The following is an 18945-nucleotide window of genomic DNA, read 5'->3' on the forward strand; positions in this document are numbered from 1 at the left end:
ACCCTACTGCGCCCGCTCGGACCCTCGTCCGACCGCGTGGACTGGATCGTCCGCGCGTTCACTCCCCTACGCGGCGGATGTAGAGCAGACGATCCGATGCCTCGACGGCGTCGACCTCGGGCGATCCGACGCGGTACAGCTTGCCTCCGCGCACGACGCCCAACACGATGTCGGTGAGGTGTCGCGGCGACCCGCCCACCTCGTCGCGCTCGACTTCGCGCTCGGCGACAGCGAATCCGGCCTCCGGCGTCAGGAGATCCTCGATCATCTCCACCACGCTCGGCGTCGAGGTAGCGATGCCGAGCAGACGTCCTGCGGTCTCCGAGGACACCACCACCGAGTCCGCACCCGACTGCCGAACCAGGTGAGTGTTCTCGGCCTCTCGTACCGACGCGACGATCTTGGCCTTCGGCGCGATCTCGCGCGCGGTGAGCGTCACCAGCACCGCGGTGTCGTCGCGGTTGGTGGCGACGATGATCGCTGCGGCGTGCTGCGCGCCGGTCAATCGCAACACGTCCGACTTGGTCGCGGAACCGTGCACCGTGACCAACCCCATGTTGGACGCGGAATCGAGGACCGTCTGGTCCGTGTCCACGACGACGATCTCCGACGCGGGAACACCGTCCCCGAGCATGGCGTCGACCGCGGTGCGGCCCTTCGTTCCGAAACCGATGACCACGGTGTGATTGCGCACGCTGCGCCTCCATCGCTGAATTTTGAATGCCTGCCGGGAACGCTCCGTGAGAACCGCGAGCGTCGTGCCGACCAACAAGATGAGGAAGAAGATTCGAAGTGGTGTGATCACCAGAATGTTGACGAGGCGGGCCGACGGCGCGATCGGAGTGATGTCGCCGTATCCGGTCGTGGACAACGAGACCGTCGCGTAATAGAGCGCATCGAGGAAGGACAGTTCGTTGTCCTGAGCGTCCCGATACCCGTCGCGGTCCAGGTACACGATCACCGCGGCCAGCAGCAAGGCCGCGAGCGCGATGAGGATGCGCCGATAGATCGCGCGCCACGGGCTGCTCTGCAACTCCGGAACTCGCAGAACACCCACCAACGCGAAGTCCGGCTTGTCGGTCAGCGTGTCGCCCGCACTCAAGCGGGCACGCAATCTACCAGCCACGTTTCCTTCTCTGCTCTCGTCGCATCTGCACTCGTCGCAGCCCGTTCGTTCACCGCAACGGTCCGGCTGGCAGCCTAACCCCAATCCGCGATTTCGCTCGTGCCGACGCGTCGACCACTGTCGTCGCCGCTTGTGGCACGGTGTAGCCATGACACAGCGCACGAGTCACGCCGCGGCCGCACGACTCGCCGTTCTTCTGGGCGGCGCGGGGGTCCTCCACTTCGTCACCCCCCAGTTCTTCGACATGCAGGTACCCCGCGCTCTTCCGGGCAAGGCGCGCACGTATACGCAGGTGTCGGGAATCGCCGAGCTCGCCGTGGCCGGTGCAGTGGCCGTTCCGGCGACACGGCGCCTCGGTGGCGGGCTCGCTGCAGCGCTCTTCATCGCGGTGTTTCCCGCGAACATCGACATGGCGCGCAGGTTCGTGAGCAACCCCAAGACCTCCCCCGCCGTCAAAGCCGCTGTGCTGGCCCGTCTTCCGCTCCAGATTCCACTGGTGACCGAAGCCCTGAAGGTACGACGACTGTCCTGACGCTCACGATCTCTCGCCGAACTCGATGTCCCGGGTCCCGTCGATGAGGGTCGCGAGCTGCCCGGCGTCGGGCAGGTCGTCCGGAGCGATGGTCCGGCCGCTGCGCACATAATGGAACGCGGCACGCACACGATCCAGAGGAACGGGCTCCGCAGTCGACGCGGACATCAGCTCGGCCCACGCGATGCGATACGCAGCGAGCTGCATGACCACCGACTTCTCCTCGGCGGCAGTCGGCTCCTGCCCCGTCTTCCAGTCGATGACGGTCCATCCACCGTCCGAATCGGCGAACACCGCATCGATCCGGCCCCGAAGTACCGTCCCGGCAACGGACGTCTCGAACGGGACCTCGACCTCGATCGGACTACGAAGCGACCAGTCGGAGTCGAGGAAGGCCTGCTGCAACGTCTCGAGATCGACATCGGCGGAGGCACCCGTGTCCGCCGAGCCCGGTAGCTCGTCGAGATCCAACAACCTCGTCGCTCCGAAGCGTCGCTCGATCCAGGCGTGGAACGCTGTGCCTCGACGCGCCAGAGGGTTGGGAGGAAACGGCAACGGTCGACGAAGTCGCGACGCCAACGCGTCCGGATCTGCGGCGAGATCGACGAGCTGACTCACCGAGAGGTTGTGCGGCAACTCCACATCCACCCTGGTGTGCATACGCTCCTCTCGTTCGGCGAGCAGAGCATCGACGTCGGCAGCCCAGTTCTCCGGATCGGATTCGTCGTCGTGCCCGGAAGGCTGCGACGTGTCCACGCCCAGGACCGCCCTCACTCCACGCTCCACGGCGTCGCGGCGCAGTCCCAGCGGATCTCGCGGCCACAGGGCAGAATGAGGCTGGGCCGCAAGCGGATTCTCCGATCCGTCCTCGGGCGCGGGGTCCCAATGATCGACGACGCCGACAGGGCGGCCGCGATCGGAGCCGTCGTCGAGGACGGCCCGCACCTCACTGAGGAAGTCGGACGGTCCGCGCGGTTTGCTGCTCGTCTCGTCCCAGTGGTGACCCGAGACGAACAGGACCCGTTCCGTCCTGGTGAGCGCTACGTAGAACAGGCGGCGGTCCTCGGCCGACCGGCGACGTGCCAGCGCGTCCTTGTGCCGGTCGATGGCGTCGGCGAGGTCCTTACGGTTGTGCACGTCGTCGAGTTCCAGAACGGGGACGCCCTCGGACGACCGACCGCTGTCGTCGGCGACCGATCTGTCTCCGCGCAGTGTCGGCGGAAGCTCCGCCATCGCGCCGAGCCAGGTCGATGCAGCCGTCGACGACGGAAAAACACCCTTGGACACGTGAGGGACAGCGACGACCTCCCATTCGAGGCCCTTCGCCGAATGCACGGTGAGTACCTGCACTCGGTGCGGCGCCACCTCGATCTCCCCTGGTGCAAGTCCGTCCTCGACGGTCTCCGCCGCGGCGAGAAAGGCAAGGAAACCGGTGACCGTCGAGCTGGGATTGTCGGCGTAATCGGCCACGACAACCGCGAATTCGTCGAGGTGCTCGCGGCCGACCACTCCGACGGCGGACATCGGCGTACGAGCCTGGGCTTCGATTCCGATGCCCATCGACCGCTCGATGTCGGCCACGAGCTCCGTCAGAGGCTGACCGATTCGATCCCGTAGTGCATGCACCTCGGCGGCGAGCGCGGAGATCCTCGCGAATCCGCTCTCCGAATAGCGCTCCTCCGGACCGGGATCGGCGATGGCGTCCGCCAGTCCGGCGTCCTCCGAATGCTCACCCGGGAGCGAACTTTCGAGCGCGGCATCGAGCGCCGCCACATCGTCGACTCGGCCCGGTGTTCCGTGGCCGGAGCGAATTCCCAGTTCCCGCATTCGCCGCGACAGAGCACGAAGGTCGGCGGCACCGATCTGCCAACGCGAACCGGTGAGGACACGCATGGCTGCACTTCCCGCCATCGGGTCCGCGACCAGTCGGAGCATCGCGATGACGTCGGCGACCTCCGGAACGTGCAGCAAGCCGCCGAGTCCGACCACCTCGACCGGAAGACCCCGGGCGCGTAGTGCATCGGCTATCGGTTCGGCGTCGGCGTTCCTACGCACCAACACCGCCGCCGTCGGGGGTAACCGATCCTCGGCGAGCGCCGATCGATACTCCCCGGCGATGCTGTCCGCGACCCACTCGCGCTCGTCGAGCACCGTCGCCGACAACGCAATCCTCACGTCACCGGGCTCCACCCCCGGCCGCGGCCGAAGCGTCGGCACCGACACACCAGTCTCCGGGTCGCTCCCGCCGGCTCCGCTCCCAGCCCCCCGGTCGCTCCTGCCGGCTCCGCTCCCAGCCCCCTCACGGAGCGGCGTCGTGATCCGATTCGCGAGTTCGAGCGCTTCGGCAGGATTGCGCCAGCTGGTCAGCAGTTCGAGCCTGGGTGCGGGTGCGCCGCTCGACTGCGGGAAATCGGTTGCGAACCGCGGGAGATTGGCCGCCGAGGCACCTCGCCATCCGTAGATCGACTGCATCGGATCACCGACCGCTGTCAATGCGAGAGTGGCGTCGGATCCTCGACCGAACAACGAGGACAACAGGACTCGCTGTGCATGGCCTGTGTCCTGATACTCGTCGAGTAGTACCAGCCGGAACCTGCTCCGTTCGGACCTGCCCACGTCCTGGTGTTCGGCCGCGACCCGTGCCGCGAGCGACATCTGACTGCCGAAGTCGAGCGCACCCTCACGACGCAGTGTCTCGGCGAGCCGCTCGACCAGTGGCAACAACGCAACACGTGCGTGCTGCGCATCGACGATGTCCAGCAGGGCCTTCGCCGGACCGCCTCGTTGCTTGGGACCGGGGCCGAGGGTGTGGACGAGTCGATCGAGCTCCAGGTGCGCGCCGCGGAGGGCGTCGGGCGCGACCAGATGCTCGGCGAGCTGACCCGACAGCGCAAGAACCGCCTCGGTGATCGACGTGGGGTTGCGTTCGGTGTCCAGGTCGCCGTCCCACGTGCTCACCACCCGATGCGCCAACTGCCACAGTTCGGTCTCCGACAGGAGTGTGGCCGAGGGCTCGATCGGGAGCAACAGTCCGTGCTCGGTCAACAGCCGCCCCGCGTACGAGTGGTACGTACTCACTTCCGGCTCACCGCTCAGAATTCGTTCTCGCAGAGCGAGACTGGGATCGAGTTCTCGAACGATGTCGGAACCGGCGAGCCGCGCGAGGCGGGCCCGGATTCGCGAAGTGAGCTGCTGCGCGGCCTTTCGTGTGAACGTGAGGCCGAGTACGGCGTCGGGGTCGACGAATTCGTTGGCGACCATCCAGACGACGCGCGCAGCCATGGTCTCGGTCTTGCCCGCTCCCGCTCCTGCGACGACGAGCGTCGGCCCGAGCGGGGCCGAGATCACTGCCGCCTGTTCTGCTGTCGGCGGATGCTTCTGCCCCAGCGCCCGAGACAACTCGATCGGATCGATCCGTGCGTCGCGAACGGAACGTTCGAGCCGTGTGCCGGTTTTGGTGTCCGTACTCAACTTTCGGTGACCTGCCTTCCGGTTTCCTGCGCCGGGCAACTGGACTTCACCGGGCAATGCCTGCACCCGTCGTTCACGAATGCCTCGAAATACGGGCCTTGCGTCGCCGACGCCGCGGCGTGAACCGTGTCGCGCCACTCGGCCAACTTCTCCGGCGTCGGCGCTTCCTGGATACGCTGCGTCGCACCGTCCTGTTTGTGGGGCTTGGCGACGAAGACCAACCGTGCTCCGCCCGGCTCGCCCGCCGGCTCTCCTTCGATGGCGCCGGCCGCGGCCGCCACCTGGTAGGTGGCCAACTGATTGTGGGAGCGAGCGTCCTCCTTGGACATGACCGTCTTGGCCGTCTTGACGTCGATGATCACCGGCCGACCGTCCGGGTCGTGCTCGAGCCTGTCGATTCGTCCACGGAGCGCTACGGACGGTTCGTCGTCGGTCCGCGCCGGGAGCACACCGTCGACTGCTACCTCCACCCCTGCTTCGGTGAGCTCACCTCGGGTTCCACTGAGCCATCTCTCGAAGGTGTCCAGCATCGCTCCGGTGCGATCCAACTCGTGACGCGAGAACCACTGCGAGCCGAGATCCACCGCATCCCAGGCTGTTTCGAGAGCACGCCGGACCTGCTCCGGAGGCATCTTTCCGGCAACAGCCTGAACGAGAGTGTGCACGAGAGTTCCCGTCACCGCGTGGGTGTTGGCGCCGTCGTTGCCGCCGTGGCGGTCCAGCATCCACCGGAGCGGGCATGTGGTGAGCTGCTCCACGGTGGACGGCGACAGCGGTACCGGGCCGTCACCGAGTGTCCACAGCGGAGCGTCGGTACTGGTACCCGCAACTCCGAACCACTCGCGTGGGTGTGCGCCCTTCACCCCAGCGTCGGCCAGCCTGGCCAGTTGCCGCGCGGCGCGGGCGTGCTTCTGCGGGTCGTGTTCGGCGACATCGGCGTCGCACACGACTCTGCGGAGCTCGGCGACCAACATGGGCAGAGCGAGTACTCGTGCCGCAGGCTGCGGCACCTCGGGAACCTGCTCCAGCTCGTACGCATCCTCGTTACCTCGAAGTTCGTCGAGAAAGCGCGACCGAACCAGATCGGTGTCACCCGTCGAGGAGTCCACTGCAGTGACCAGCAGAGTCGACCGCGCTCGACTGCATGCGACCAGAAACAACCGTCTCTCGTCCGCGAGCAGAGGCGCCGTCTTGGACAACGTTCCGTCCGACGTCACGTCGTCGGCGACTCCGGACGCGAGATCGACGAGGGATTCCGTTCCCAACAAGCTGCCGCGAGCCCGGAGACCTGGCCACAAGCCCTCCTGCACACCGGCTACAGCCACGAGATCCCACTCCCGGCCCGCTGCCGAGTGTGCGCTCAGTACGGTCACGGCATCCTTGGGGACAGCACCGGCCATGCCATTCGACGTCGGAATCTGTTGTTGCGAAATGTATTCGACGAACCCGGCGAGCCGCGCCTGCGGCAGACGATCGACGTATGCGGCTGCGCTGTCGAACAGGGCGACGACGGCATCGAGATCACGGTCCGCCTGAGCACCGGCCGATCCTCCACGAGCCGACGCCGCCGACCACCGCCGCTCGAGCCCGGAGGCCTGCCACGCAGCCCACAGCACGTCCTCGACTCCACGTCCGCGGCGTGCGACGGCGTTGGCCTTGCGCACCACACCGAGCACGCGGCGCAGCGGAGCCGCCTCCACGTCGGACAACTGGGCCATCCACCGAGAACGGTCCGTCTCGGGGGCGGTGTCGCTACCGGAGTGCGATCGAACTCCGGTGATGGCCTGCCGCAGCAGCTCTGCCGAATCCCGCTCCCCTCCCGAGGCCAGCTCCACACGCCGGACACCGCGGCGGAGGCGTCGAAGTGCCACCGGATCCGCGCCGCCGACCGGACCCGACAGCAGAGCGAGCGCGTCCTCACCGTCGAAGGTCGGGTCCACCAGGGCGCGCACCACGAGCAGTAGACCGACGGCGCCGTGCTGACGATGCAGCGGAAGTTCCGACGCCGGCGTCAGGATCGGGACCCCCGCCGCCTGCAAGGCTCGGCGCAGCGGCGCGATGACGCGGGGAACGGACCGTACGACCACGGCCATCGCGGACCACGGCATGCCGTCGACGAGGTGCGCGCGCCGCATCGTGTCCGCGATCAGCGCCGCTTCCTTCGCGGCCGACGGCAGCACCTGCACGAGCGCTCGGGCGTCGCCGTACTGCGCGGACGCCACTGCCTCCGGGGCGCGGTGCCGACCGAGGCCGGGTAGACGGCCGCTGATCCTCGCGGTGACAGCAGCGACTGCGGGTGCGCTGCGGAAATTTCGGTCGAGCATCACGTGTCGCTCGGACCCGGCGTCGGCGAGGTCGGCCAGAAAGGACGGGTCGGCGCCGCGGAAGGTGAACACCGATTGATCCGGGTCTCCGGCGATCACCGTCGATTCCGTGCGGCTACCGATCAACCGAACCAGCTGTGCGGCTTGCGGATCCAGATGCTGCGCATCGTCGACGACGAGGTGTCTGATGCGGGCGCGCTCGGAATGAAGGAGATCGGGGTCGGTGGCGAACGCCATCAGTGCACTGCCGATGAGTTCGGCAGCGTCCAGCCCGGGTGCCGACGCGCCTGCCGCCTCGACTCCGACGGCTCCGCGCAGCAGCATCGCTTGCTCGTACCGCGCGGCGAACTTTCCGACGGCCACCCACTCCGGACGCGCATGCTTACGACCCAGTTTCACCAGATCCTCCGGACCGATCCCGCGTTCTGCCGAACGCAGCATGAGGTCGCGTACCGCGGTGACGAACCCCGCCATGCCGAGCGCGGGACGCAATCGGTCCGGCCAGTCCTGGGCTCCGTCCTCGAGGTCGCCGCGCAGCATCTCGCGGACGACGGCGTCCTGTTCGGCGCCGGTGAGCAGCCGAGGGGGCGGGTTGCCGTGAATGGCCGCCTGCAGGCGCAGCACAGCGAAGGCGTAGGAATGTACCGTTCGTACCAGGGGCTCCCGTGTTGCGCGCACGGCGTGCTCACCGGCGAACAATCCCCCGGTGATCTGCTGACGCATCGCGGTGGCCGCGCGCTTCGACTGAGTCAGCACGAGGACCGCTTCCGGGTCACCGGCGACGATCCGCGACACCGCATAGTCCGCGACCAGGGAGGACTTACCAGTACCCGGACCTCCGATCACCTGCCACGGCTGCCAGGCGGGTGCGCCGTCCACCGCGGCGGACACGGCGTCGGTCCTCCCGGCGAGCATGTGCGCCGCAGAACCCGTCCACGTCCGGGGCGGTACGGCGACCTTCGGTGCCCGCACGAGGGTGGCCGCAGCGGCGTGCCTACCCCCGTGGTGGGTACCGCTCCGACTGTCCGAACTCATTGCTCGATTGGATCATGCGCCACCGACATGTCATGCCCACCTCGGACTGCGGAACGAGCGACAGAACTCCGGCTACGGCATAGTTGAGCCGTGCCGAAGTTGAACTCTTACACGTACGGTCCCGCCGACGGACCCGAAGTTCTCGCTGTTCACGGAATGACGGGACACGGCGCACGCTGGGCGCACCTAGCCCACCAGCATCTCGCCGATGTTCGCGTGCTGGCTCCCGATCTCGTCGGCCACGGCCGGTCTCCGTGGACGCCGCCGTGGGACATCGACGCTCAGGTCGACGGCTTGAGCGAGCTGCTCGACGCGCATGCTCGGGGCCCGGTGGTGGTGGTCGGTCACTCCTACGGTGGTGCGCTTGCCGTACACCTCGCGAAGTCCCGTCCCGAGAAGGTACGCGGGTTGCTGTTGCTCGATCCGGCGATCGAGCTGGACCCGTCCGACCTCCTCGAAGTGGCTGGGCTCACGGCCAAGTTCCCCGATTACACCGACGCCGAGGAAGCCAAGTCGGAGAAACTGAACGGCGCGTGGGCCGACGTCGATCCGGCTTTGCTCGATCAGGAGGTGGAGGACCACCTCGTCGACGCCGACGAGGGGCGTGTCGCCTGGCGGATCTCGACCCCGGCGATCGTCTCGTCGTGGGGTGAACTCGCCCGGCCGCTCGTGGTTCCTCCTGCCGATGTGCCGACGATTCTGGTGCAGGCGATGCGCGTGCAACCTCCGTACGTCGGAGACAAGTTCAAGGCCGCGTTGTCCGATCGACTCGGGGACAACCTGACCGTCCTCGAGTTCGACTGCGACCACATGGTGGCTCAGGCCAAGCCTGCAGAGGTCGCCGAGCTGGTGCGTCGGCTCCTTTAGATGGCAGCGATCACCGACGAGCAGGTCGAACGGGTCCGCGAACTCGTCGCGTCGATTCCAGCTGGACGCGTCAGTACCTACGGGGACATCGCTGCCGCAGCGGGCCTGTCGAGTCCGCGCATCGTGGCGTGGATCATGCGCACCGACTCCGCGGACCTGCCGTGGCATCGGGTGCTGCCGGTGAGCGGCAGACCGGCAGCTCACCTCGCGACTCGCCAGTTGGAGAACCTGCGCAGCGAAGGCGTCCTCGCCGTCGACGGGCGGGTGCACCTGGGGGAAATTCGGTTCGCGTTCGGCGCCGACTAACCTCGGAAAGCATGAACCTCGGACCGTTCGATCCTCGCCCGACTGCCAAGTACGCACTCGGTAAGGCAAGCCCGTTCGTCGCGGCAGCCGGACTGGTCGTCGACGAGGTCTCCGGAACTCGGGTGGTCGGCCACATCGAGCTGTCGGAGGACCATCACACTCCGTGGGGCGTCGTGCACGGTGGGGTCTACACCGCGGCAGTCGAATCCGCTGCGAGCATCGGCGCAAGCGAAGCGGTGAAGGATCGAGGCGAGTTCGCCGTCGGTGTGCACAACGGTACCGATTTCCTTCGCGCCAGTAAGGGCGGCAGAGTGGACGTCGTCGCAGAGCCGCTGCAGCAAGGCCGAATTCAGCAACTGTGGCTGGTCACGATCACCGCCACGGACAGCGGAAAGGCCATTGCCCGGGGGCAGGTTCGGCTGCAGAACGTGCCGCTCCCGACATGAGCATCACCGGTGTCGACGCGGTCATCCTTGCGGGAGGCGCCGCACGCAGGATGCACGGCGTCGACAAACCAGGCCTGACCGTCGGCCGAATCAGCATGCTGCAGAGAATGATCGACGCGGCCGCGGTAGCAGACACCATCATCGTCGTCGGACCGCATCGACCGGAGTTGGCGCCGCACATCGTGCAAACCCGCGAGAATCCCGCCGGGTCCGGGCCGGTCGCGGCGATCGCAGCGGGGTTGGACGCCCTCCGCGATCGCAGCGTCGGTACCGGTGACGCGAACGCACTTCTGATACTGGCCGCGGATCTCCCGTTCGTCGACGCCGCGGCGATCGATCGCCTCGTGGCGGAGTCGGACGCTGCTGCCGCCACCTTCGCGGCGGACGGCGACGGACGCACGCAGTACCTCTTCGGTGTCTGGAACACCGCAGCCCTCAGGCGCAGCATCGACGATCTCCCGGACACGCGGGATCTGCCGATGCGTGCGTTGATTCCGCAGGATCACCGCGTGATCCGCATCGACGGCGTCGACGACTGCGACACTCCCGAGCATCTGAGTCTGGCGCGGCGACACCTCGCCGAGTACTTGCCGGCTCAACCCGTACCGACCGTCGACGAGGCACGCGAGACGATCCGAAACAGGCTGCGCCCCATTCCGACCCGACGTACGGCCACCCGTGACGCTCTCGGTGCGACCTCGAGCGAGCCCGTGATCGCGTCGGCCCCTCTGCCGCCGGTCGACATCTCGGCGATGGACGGATACGCGGTGTGCGGGACGGGGCCGTGGACGATTCGCAGCGAGATCGCATTCGCAGGCACATCGGGCCACCGGCCGCTGGGGCGCGGGGAAGCCATGCGCATCGCCACCGGTGCCCTCGTTCCCGCGGGAGCGGACTCGGTGGTACGGGACGAAGACGTGCGAGTGTCCGGTGACGACTTGAATCGAGCCGAGGGTGCACCCGTGCGCGACGACACTCGGCGTGCGGGCGAGGATTGGATCGCCGGAACGGTACTCGCCCCGGCGGGAACCGACATCGGGGCCGCCCTCGTGTCCGTCGCCCTCGGCGCCGAGATCGAGGACATCGCAGTACGCGGACCGGTCCGAGCACGAATAATTCTCAGCGGGAACGAGATTCGGGGACCCGGCGAGCTACAACCAGGGCAGACCCGCGACACCATCGGGCCGGTCTTGCCGAACTATCTCGCTGCGTGCGGCATCTCCACGACCGACTCGGAACACCTCGACGATTCGCCCACGGCGTTCGACGATCTCCTCGCCGACCCCACCGACGCCGATCTCGTCGTCGTCGTCGGTGCGACCGGAGGCGGAGCCGCCGATTCTCTGCGCAGCGCGCTCGTCGACGCGGACGCGGACGTCGTGGTGCACCGCACGCGCGTCCGTCCGGGCGGTTCGCAGATCACAGCGGTGCTACCGGACGGTACGGTGGTGCTCGGACTGCCCGGTAATCCGTTCGCGGCCGTCGCGACGGTCATGGTGACTGGACCCGCCGTCGTCGACGCTCTCACAGCGCGAACTCCCCGACCTCCGCTGCTGGGGTACGTGAGCGGGACCGACAAGGCGTCGACGACACGCATCGTGCCCGTTGTGCGGGACGGCACTGGCTGGCGCGTCTCCCCCGGCATCGGGACCGCCCATCTGCGCACTCTGATCGACAGCGACGCCGTGGCGTTGATCCCGCCGGAGCACGACCCCGACGTACCCGTCGAACTGGTGCTCCTGCCTCGGTGAACTACCGCACGGACCCGCGCGAGTAGTCGTTCGACCGCGCCGCAAGCTCGGCGGAGCCGCTACGAAATCGGTCGACGACGAGGTCCACGATGCCCTGATGCAGCCCGAGAGGATCGGCCACGCCGTCGCTCCCGGCGTCGGACAGTCGGTCGTGAAAGAGCCCTCGTGCCAACAGATACGACGCCACGAACACCCGCTGGTGGCCGTACGACCGTAGTGTCGCCACGGCGTCGGGAACGGTGGGGCTGGCGGTCGCGACATAGCCGATCCGGACCGGCACGTCGGTCAGTTCGGCCACCATCAGTGCAGCGCGGCGATGTTCGGCGAGGGCGCGCCGATCCGACGACCCGGCCGCAGCGAACACGATGGCATCACCCGGTCGCCAGCCCGCCGCGAGCAGTCGGTCCACCATCACTCGGGCGAACACACGGTCCGGTCCGAGTGCCGGCGTCACCGTCGTGCACGGATGCTCGCTCGCGGCGACCTCACGTGGAACATCGGTGTGCACGTGATACCCGGACGCCAGAAACGCCGGGACCACCACAGCGGGACCCTCCAGCTCGCGCAGCACCTCGGCAGGGGACGGCCCCAGCACGTCGACGAACGCCACCCGGGTCGGTCCGACCTCGGCGCCGACGGCCTCGGCCAGTGTCGCGATCATTTCGACGCCGCGTGGATTGCGAGTTCCATGGGCCACCAACACCAGCGAAGGTGTTGCGGCAGAGCGAATACCGTTCATGTCAGTACTTGCTTCCTTCCTGGTATGCAGCTACACCGACGCTCTCGGCAGCGACGCCGGTGTCGGATGGTGCATCGGGGAGTGTGTCGACCGGATCGATCGCGAGTCGATAGCCCCGCTTGACCACTGTCTGAATCACTTTCGGCGCACCGAGGGAGGATCTCAGTCTCGTCATGGCCGTCTCGACGGCATGGGTGTCGTCGCCGCCTCCCGGGAGAGCGCCGAGCAGATCGTCCCTGGACACGACGCGGCCCGGTGTGGCAGCCAACGTCTTCAGGATCGCCATGCCTGCCGGAGACACCGCCCGAACGACACCGTCGACGACGACGCATCGACTCCGCACACTCAGCGAGTGACCGCCTGCGCTCATCGGAGCGGCACGTCTCGGTAGTTCCTCGGCGATGTGCCGCGCGAGCGATCCCAGCCGGGCCCGCGTCGGTTGCGTCGTCGGCACGTTCGATTGTTCCAACGGCGCCGCGGTGACCGGTCCGACGCACACGGCGAGAACGCGCGTCCGCAAAGAATGCAGCAACGCGTCCAGAACACCGTTCTCGTCCGCCCGCATCAACAGCGACACTACCGCCGGGGCGCTCGTGAAGCTGATCGCGTCGAGATCCCCCAGGACGACGGCCTCGATCATCCGGTCCATCGGTGAGCTGTCGTCGGGAGCCGTCCACCGGTACACCGGAACCGGCACGACCTCGGCGCCGGCATTGCGCAACGCCTCGCAGAAATCGGGCACCGGCTCCCATTCGGTCGTGGCACCGTGCAGCTGAACCGCGATCCGTGTGCCCTCGACGCCCTCGGCGAGCAGGTGTTCGAGCACCTCCGCCGAGGATTCGGACGCCGGGCTCCACTCTTCTCGCAAGTCGGCGGCTCGAATGGCGCCCTTCGCCTTGGGCCCGCGAGCAAGAACTCTCGACGCCGCGAGGGCCTCGTTCAACGCTTCCGCTCGGCCCCACCCCTCCGCGGCCTCGATCCATCCTCGAAAACCGATACCCGTGGTGGCGACGGTTATCTCGGGAGGGTCGGCAATGATTTCCTCGGTGACGCGTTCCAACTCGGCGTCGTCGGCCAGCGGGATGATTCGGATCGCGGGTGCGTGCATGACCGTCGCACCTCGTCGTTGCAGCAGTGTCTCGAGCTCGTCGGCCCGGCGTGACGCGGTGATCCCGACGGCGAATCCGGCCAGAGGCTCCCCCGAGATCGGTGTCGCAGCGCACGACTCCGTTCCCGCCTCGGCTGCACTCGTCACGTCGATTCGCCCCGCACGTGGATGACGCCGCCGTCCGTCCTGGTCTCGAAGGAACCGAGGCCGACGCTCTCGTCGTCGAGGCACCGTCCGTCGACCAGCGAGAAAACCTGCTTGAGCAGCGGCGACGCGACGGTCGCCTCCCCGGCCCGATCGCCGACGAGTCCTCTGGACATGACGGCCGCACGACCGAACGGGTCGACGTTGCCGACGGCGTAGGTCTCGCCCGTCTCGAGCAGGAACAGGGCTACCTGTGTACCTCCGCGCAACAGCACGGCTACTCCCCTGCCGGGTACCAGGGAATCGACGGTGCACGCCGGTGTCCACTCACGAGCCGAATGAGTGCCGCCCGCGGCCGGTGTGGTGGTACTGAGCGAATCGATGACAGTCATGGTGTCGGACCTCCTGATGCAATTGCACTGTGCCGATGTTTCTTCGTCGTTAAGGGCCGATTACCCGGGTGTGCACATGCGTGCAGACCCGGGAACCGACCCGCGTGAGGTGCTCAGGCGCCGATCTTCGGCATGCCCATCAACACCGGCACCTTGCGCCGGCCGGTGTCGTCGAACGAGATGGTCGGGTCCGACTCCGCGGGAGCGTTGACGAACGACACGAACCGGCCGAGCTTCTCCTCGTCTTCGAGTACGCCTGCCCATTCGTCCTTGTAGCCCGCGACGTGGCGCTCCATGTCGGCCTCCAACTCGGCGCCGATGCCCAGGCTGTCCTCGCACACGACGGCCTTCAGATGGTCGAGACCACCGTCGAGAGAATCGAGCCACGGCGCAGTGCGCTGGAGCCGGTCCGCTGTCCGCACGTAGAACATGAGGTACCTGTCGATGTAACTGACCAGGGTCGCATCGTCGAGGTTCGACGCCAGCAGCTGAGCGTGCTTCGGAGACTGTCCGCCGTTGCCACCGACGTACAGGTTCCAGCCGTGTTCGGTCGCGATGACGCCGACATCCTTTCCACGGGCCTCGGCGCACTCGCGTGCACAGCCGGACACTCCGAACTTGATCTTGTGCGGGGACCGCAGTCCGCGGTAACGGTTTTCGAGATCGACGGCCATTCCCACCGAATCCTGGACACCGTATCGGCACCAGCTCGACCCGACGCAGCTCTTCACCGTCCGCAGCGATTTTCCGTACGCCTGGCCGGATTCCATGCCTGCGTCGACCAGTCGCTTCCAGATGGCGGGCAACTGCTCGACGCGTGCACCGAACAGATCGATGCGCTGGCCACCGGTGACCTTGGTGTAGAGGCCGAAGTCGCGGGCGACCTCACCGATGACGATGAGTTGCTCCGGGGTGCACTCGCCGCCCGGCATACGCGGTACGACCGAGTAGGTTCCGTTCTTCTGGATGTTCGCCAGGAAGTGATCGTTGGTGTCCTGCAGAGACGCCTGTTCGCCGTCGAGAATGTGGTCCGAGGAAGTGGACGCCAGAATCGACGCGACGACAGGTTTGCAGATATCGCAGCCACTTCCCGTGCCGTACTTGGCGATCAGCGACGAGAACGTGCGCGTGTTGGTCGCGCGGACGATCTCGAACAGTTCCGCGCGGGATTGACCGAAGTGCTCGCACAGTGCCTTCGACATCACGACACCGGACGCCGCCAACAGTTGCTTGATGGACGGCAGGCAGCCTCCGCAGGTGGTACCGGCAGTGGTGCAGCTCTTGACCGAGGCGACATCGCACGCCCCGTCCGCGATCGCGCCGCAGATCGCACCTTTGGTGACACCGTTGCACGAGCAGATCTCGGCCTCGTCGGGAAGTGCGCCGATGCCCACTTTTTCCGCTACGGGTGAGATCAACGAGCCTGGATCGCCCGGCAATTCACGACCGACGAGCGGACGCAGCAGCGAGTAGGCGGTGGCATCGCCGACGAGAATCCCACCGAGCAACGTCTTCGCATCGTCGGAGACGACAAGTTTGGCGTACGTCCCCTTCGGTGCGTCGCTGAAGACGACCTCGAGTGCACCCGGCGTTGCGGCCATGGCGTCACCGAAACTGGCGACATCCACGCCCATCAATTTGAGTTTGGTGGACATGTCCGCGCCCGGGAACTCGGCGGCGCCGCCGAGCAACCTGTCCGCGACGACCTCCGCCGTCGAGTACCCCGGGGCGACCAATCCGTAGCAGCGACCGTCGACGGCGGCGCACTCACCGATGGCGAACACTGCCGAATCGGATGTGCGGCAGCCGGCGTCGACAAGGATGCCGCCACGTTCCCCGACGTCGAGGCCGCTCTCCCGTGCCAGACGATCCTGTGGGCGCACGCCCGCGGAGAAGACCAGCAGGGCTGCGTCGATGGTGCTGCCGTCGGACAGTTCGACCGTCAGCCCGGCGCTGTCGTTCTCGGTGATGGACGACGTTCCGACGCCGGTGTGCACGTTGAGCCCCAGATCGGTCACCAGCCGCGCCAGGAGCGCGCCGCCGCCTTCATCGACCTGCAGCGGCATCAACCGCGGCGCGAACTCGATGACGTGCGGAGTCATTCCGAGCTTCTTCAGCGCATTGGCTGCCTCCAGCCCCAGGAGGCCACCGCCGACGACCACGCCGACCGCGCCCGGTCCCGCCGCGTCGGCGCGGGCGCGAATGCGATCCAGATCGTCCAGGGTGCGGTAGACGAAGCACTTGTCCAGGTCGTGTCCGGTTATGGGCGGCACGAACGGGTAGGAGCCAGTCGCGAACACCAGTGCGTCGTAACCGATCACCTCACCGGTCGACGTCGCAACCGTCCTACCTTCGCGGTCGACGCTGTCCGCGCGGACACCGAGCCGCATGTCCACCGCGGCGTCGCCCGGGTAGTCGTTGCCGGCGAGCGCCAGTTCCTTGTGATCCCAGGCCCCGACGTACGACGACAGACCGACGCGGTCGTAGGCAGGCAGCGCCTCCTCGCAGAGGACGGTGACTTTCCATTCCGCTGCCTCGTCGCGAGACCGCAATGCCTCGACGAAGCGATGTCCGACCATGCCGTGACCGATGACCACCGCGTTCTTCGTCGCGTTCTTCATCAGGGGTTCCTTCCGAGAATTACTGCAGAGCATTGAAAGACGCGGAGGGCGTCAGACTTCCACCGAGGACTGGGTCGCCTCGTCGGCGATTACACGCGGTCTGCGCAGGTAGACGGCGTATGTCACCGCGCAGCACAGTACGTAGAAGGCGAGGAACACCCAGAAGGCCGTGGTCGCGGACTTCGCCTCACCGGAGTACGACGCGCGCAGAACCAGGTTGATGCCGACGCCGCCCAAGGCGCCGATGGCGCCTGCGATTCCGATGAGCGCTCCGGACATCCGGCGGGACCAGTGCTGCTGTTCCTCGGTCGACATGCCCTGCAGCTCGGTTGATTTGGCGGCGAAAATCGCCGGAATCATCTTGTAGACCGAGCCGTTGCCGAGACCGGACAGCAGGAACAGCAGGATGAATCCGACGACGAACAGCGCCATCATCGTGCCGCTGGCTGCCCCCGCGGTGTTGTCGTCCCAGGTGCTTGCGGCCACCAGAATGCCGGTGGCGAACACCATCGACACGAAGGTGTACAGCGTGATCTTGCCGCCACCGATCTTGTCCGCGAGCTTGCCGCCGAACGGGCGGGAGATAGATCCGAGAAGTGGACCGAGGAAAGCGATCTGAGCTGCGTGGAGTGACGCCTGCGCCTGCTGGGCGGCCGTCGCCGGTGCACCGTCGGTCAATCCCGCGAGGAAGTTGATCTGCAACACCTGGCCGAACGCGAAGCTGAAACCGATGAACGAACCGAAGGTGCCGATGTAGAGGAACGCGATCCACCACGAGTCCGAGAACCTGAGGACGTCGATCATGGAGCGCCCGTTGGTCTTCTGGTTGTCGAGGTTGTCCATGAACAATGCGGCGCCGACTGCGGCGATCGCGATGAAGACGAGGTAGACGGCGCAGACGATCTCCGGTGCCGTGTTGCCGACCGTCGCGATCACGAGCAGACCGATCAGCTGAATGACGGGAACGCCGATGTTGCCGCCGCCTGCATTCAGGCCGAGCGCCCAGCCCTTCTCACGCTGCGGGTAGAACGCATTGATGTTGGTCATCGACGACGCGAAGTTGCCGCCGCCGAGGCCCGCGAACGCCGCGACGACGATGTAGGTCGTGTACGACGCCGGGTTCAGCATGAAGTACATGGTCAGCACCGTCGGGACCAGAAGTACGAGAGCGCTGAAGATCGTCCAGTTCCGACCGCCGAACTTCGCTGTCGCGAAGGTGTACGGGATACGAAGCACAGCGCCGACGAGCGTGGGAACGGCGACGAGGAAGAATTTTCCTGCGGCGTCGATTCCGTACACCGACACAGGCATGAACAGCACCATGACCGACCAGATCGACCAGATGGAGAAGCCGACGTGCTCGGCGACTACGGACCAGATCAGATTCCGCTTCGCGATCGCCTTTCCACCGGCCTCCCAGGCCGCGACGTCCTCGGAGTTCCAGTGGCTGATGCGGTGCTTGATCGACACCGGCACCGTCCCCGGAGGGGGTGTCGACGGTGTGGGTGTCGATTCGGGCGCCGCATCGGCTTGTGGTGCCTCGGGAATGCTGGTCACGTGGGCCTCCTGATCGCGTGGGAGACCCAAAGATAGAAAAGCCATGTTGCGCGGGCGCTGCGCGCGGTGACCCCTTGATTAACTTGGTCTCACGAACACGGAACGCCTGCCGTGAGGACGCCGTCGCGGTCACCACCGACGCTGCACTGTTTCCGCTCGGCGCGCATCCCGCGGTTCGGTGGCGAACGGCCCGGTGGTTGGCGAAAATCCCCGACGGCGGCGCCGGTGCCGACGGATCGGCGAGCCGGTTCAGCCGCGCACCGCTGCGAATGAGGCCATCACCGACGCCTACACCCGCGGCTGGACGGCGGGTGCGGGACTACCTGAAACTGATGCCCTCGACACCGATCTCCCAACTCATGCAGGAACACCACTTTCACGGCCCTACCATGAACGTCTCCGCGGTGTGCGCTTCCGGCAACGCCGGCCTGCTCACGGCCAAGATGTGGCTGAACACCCATGTCGTCGACGACGTCGCCTTCGTCGCCCGAGAGGTCCGAGCCCAGTGCGTGCACTGACGCATGCA

14 protein-coding genes are annotated in these 18945 nt (G+C 67.0%); 6 read left to right on the forward strand and 8 right to left on the reverse strand.

The window, feature by feature from the left end; genetic code table 11:
• Window positions 1-58: 58 nt before the first annotated feature.
• Window positions 59-1126, reverse strand: coding sequence for a potassium channel family protein (locus tag BH95_RS07800; protein WP_026347941.1), 1068 nt, complete (start codon window positions 1124-1126; stop codon window positions 59-61).
• A gap of 148 nt (window positions 1127-1274) precedes the next feature.
• Between BH95_RS07800 and BH95_RS07805 the strand changes: the two genes are divergently transcribed.
• The gene (locus BH95_RS07805; protein ID WP_037181519.1) at window positions 1275-1658 is read left to right on the forward strand and encodes a DoxX family protein; all 384 of its coding nucleotides are present in this window, start codon (window positions 1275-1277) and stop codon (window positions 1656-1658) included.
• 3 nt (window positions 1659-1661) lie between these two features.
• On the opposite strand, the gene BH95_RS07810 is transcribed toward BH95_RS07805, so the two are convergent.
• On the reverse strand, window positions 1662-5129 hold the full coding sequence (locus tag BH95_RS07810; protein ID WP_052060007.1) for an ATP-dependent helicase: 3468 nt from the start codon (window positions 5127-5129) through the stop codon (window positions 1662-1664).
• Complete coding sequence (locus tag BH95_RS07815; RefSeq protein ID WP_037181520.1) at window positions 5126-8488, reverse strand: ATP-dependent helicase; 3363 nt, start codon at window positions 8486-8488, stop codon at window positions 5126-5128. Before BH95_RS07815 ends, BH95_RS07810 begins: the two co-directional genes overlap by 4 nt.
• Before the next feature lie 90 nt (window positions 8489-8578).
• On the opposite strand from BH95_RS07815, the gene BH95_RS07820 reads away from it, so the two are divergent.
• Genes BH95_RS07820 through BH95_RS07835 form a run of 4 tightly spaced genes read left to right on the forward strand, consistent with a single transcriptional unit; the run spans window position 8579 to window position 11858 of the window.
• Window positions 8579-9355: an alpha/beta fold hydrolase gene (locus BH95_RS07820; RefSeq protein ID WP_037181521.1), complete on the forward strand. Its 777-nt coding sequence runs from the start codon at window positions 8579-8581 to the stop codon at window positions 9353-9355.
• The gene (locus BH95_RS07825; protein ID WP_037181522.1) at window positions 9356-9661 is read left to right on the forward strand and encodes an MGMT family protein; all 306 of its coding nucleotides are present in this window, start codon (window positions 9356-9358) and stop codon (window positions 9659-9661) included.
• A gap of 11 nt (window positions 9662-9672) precedes the next feature.
• The gene (locus BH95_RS07830; protein WP_019666070.1) at window positions 9673-10107 is read left to right on the forward strand and encodes a PaaI family thioesterase; all 435 of its coding nucleotides are present in this window, start codon (window positions 9673-9675) and stop codon (window positions 10105-10107) included.
• Window positions 10104-11858 (forward strand): NTP transferase domain-containing protein, encoded by a 1755-nt coding sequence (locus BH95_RS07835; protein ID WP_037181523.1) that lies wholly within the window; start codon window positions 10104-10106, stop codon window positions 11856-11858. Before BH95_RS07830 ends, BH95_RS07835 begins: the two co-directional genes overlap by 4 nt.
• Window position 11859: 1 nt before the next feature.
• Here BH95_RS07835 and BH95_RS07840 read toward each other — a convergent pair whose 3' ends face one another.
• From BH95_RS07840 to BH95_RS07860, 5 genes are all read right to left on the reverse strand, one after another.
• The gene (locus BH95_RS07840) at window positions 11860-12597 is read right to left on the reverse strand and encodes a sirohydrochlorin chelatase (protein WP_080733952.1); all 738 of its coding nucleotides are present in this window, start codon (window positions 12595-12597) and stop codon (window positions 11860-11862) included.
• Window position 12598: 1 nt separating this feature from the next.
• Window positions 12599-13852 (reverse strand): uroporphyrinogen-III synthase, encoded by a 1254-nt coding sequence (locus BH95_RS07845; RefSeq protein WP_037160943.1) that lies wholly within the window; start codon window positions 13850-13852, stop codon window positions 12599-12601.
• Window positions 13849-14241: a nitrite reductase small subunit NirD gene (gene nirD, locus BH95_RS07850; RefSeq protein ID WP_019666074.1), complete on the reverse strand. Its 393-nt coding sequence runs from the start codon at window positions 14239-14241 to the stop codon at window positions 13849-13851. Before nirD ends, BH95_RS07845 begins: the two co-directional genes overlap by 4 nt.
• Before the next feature lie 113 nt (window positions 14242-14354).
• Window positions 14355-16862, reverse strand: coding sequence for a nitrite reductase large subunit NirB (gene nirB / locus BH95_RS07855; protein WP_037160939.1), 2508 nt, complete (start codon window positions 16860-16862; stop codon window positions 14355-14357).
• A gap of 51 nt (window positions 16863-16913) precedes the next feature.
• On the reverse strand, window positions 16914-18338 hold the full coding sequence (locus BH95_RS07860) for a nitrate/nitrite transporter (RefSeq protein ID WP_037181525.1): 1425 nt from the start codon (window positions 18336-18338) through the stop codon (window positions 16914-16916).
• Between the two features lie 164 nt (window positions 18339-18502).
• Between BH95_RS07860 and BH95_RS07865 the strand changes: the two genes are divergently transcribed.
• The gene (locus BH95_RS07865; RefSeq protein WP_037160924.1) at window positions 18503-18937 is read left to right on the forward strand and encodes a hypothetical protein; all 435 of its coding nucleotides are present in this window, start codon (window positions 18503-18505) and stop codon (window positions 18935-18937) included.
• The last annotated feature ends 8 nt before the right edge of the window (window positions 18938-18945 follow it).

Source organism: Rhodococcoides fascians A44A, assembly GCF_000760735.1.
Classification (GTDB): domain Bacteria; phylum Actinomycetota; class Actinomycetes; order Mycobacteriales; family Mycobacteriaceae; genus Rhodococcoides; species Rhodococcoides fascians_E.

Excerpts from the sequence above, each read along its gene's own strand:
- BH95_RS07825 (WP_037181522.1), top strand. The coding sequence starts at position 9,356 with ATGGCAGCGATCACCGACGAGCAGGTCGAACGGGTCCGCGAACTCGTC.
- BH95_RS07830 (WP_019666070.1), top strand. The coding sequence starts at position 9,673 with ATGAACCTCGGACCGTTCGATCCTCGCCCGACTGCCAAGTACGCACTC.
- BH95_RS07835 (WP_037181523.1), top strand. The coding sequence starts at position 10,104 with ATGAGCATCACCGGTGTCGACGCGGTCATCCTTGCGGGAGGCGCCGCA.
- nirB (WP_037160939.1), bottom strand. The coding sequence starts at position 16,862 with ATGAAGAACGCGACGAAGAACGCGGTGGTCATCGGTCACGGCATGGTC.
- nirD (WP_019666074.1), bottom strand. The coding sequence starts at position 14,241 with ATGACTGTCATCGATTCGCTCAGTACCACCACACCGGCCGCGGGCGGC.
- BH95_RS07805 (WP_037181519.1), top strand. The coding sequence starts at position 1,275 with ATGACACAGCGCACGAGTCACGCCGCGGCCGCACGACTCGCCGTTCTT.
- BH95_RS07840 (WP_080733952.1), bottom strand. The coding sequence starts at position 12,597 with ATGAACGGTATTCGCTCTGCCGCAACACCTTCGCTGGTGTTGGTGGCC.
- BH95_RS07815 (WP_037181520.1), bottom strand. The coding sequence starts at position 8,488 with ATGAGTTCGGACAGTCGGAGCGGTACCCACCACGGGGGTAGGCACGCC.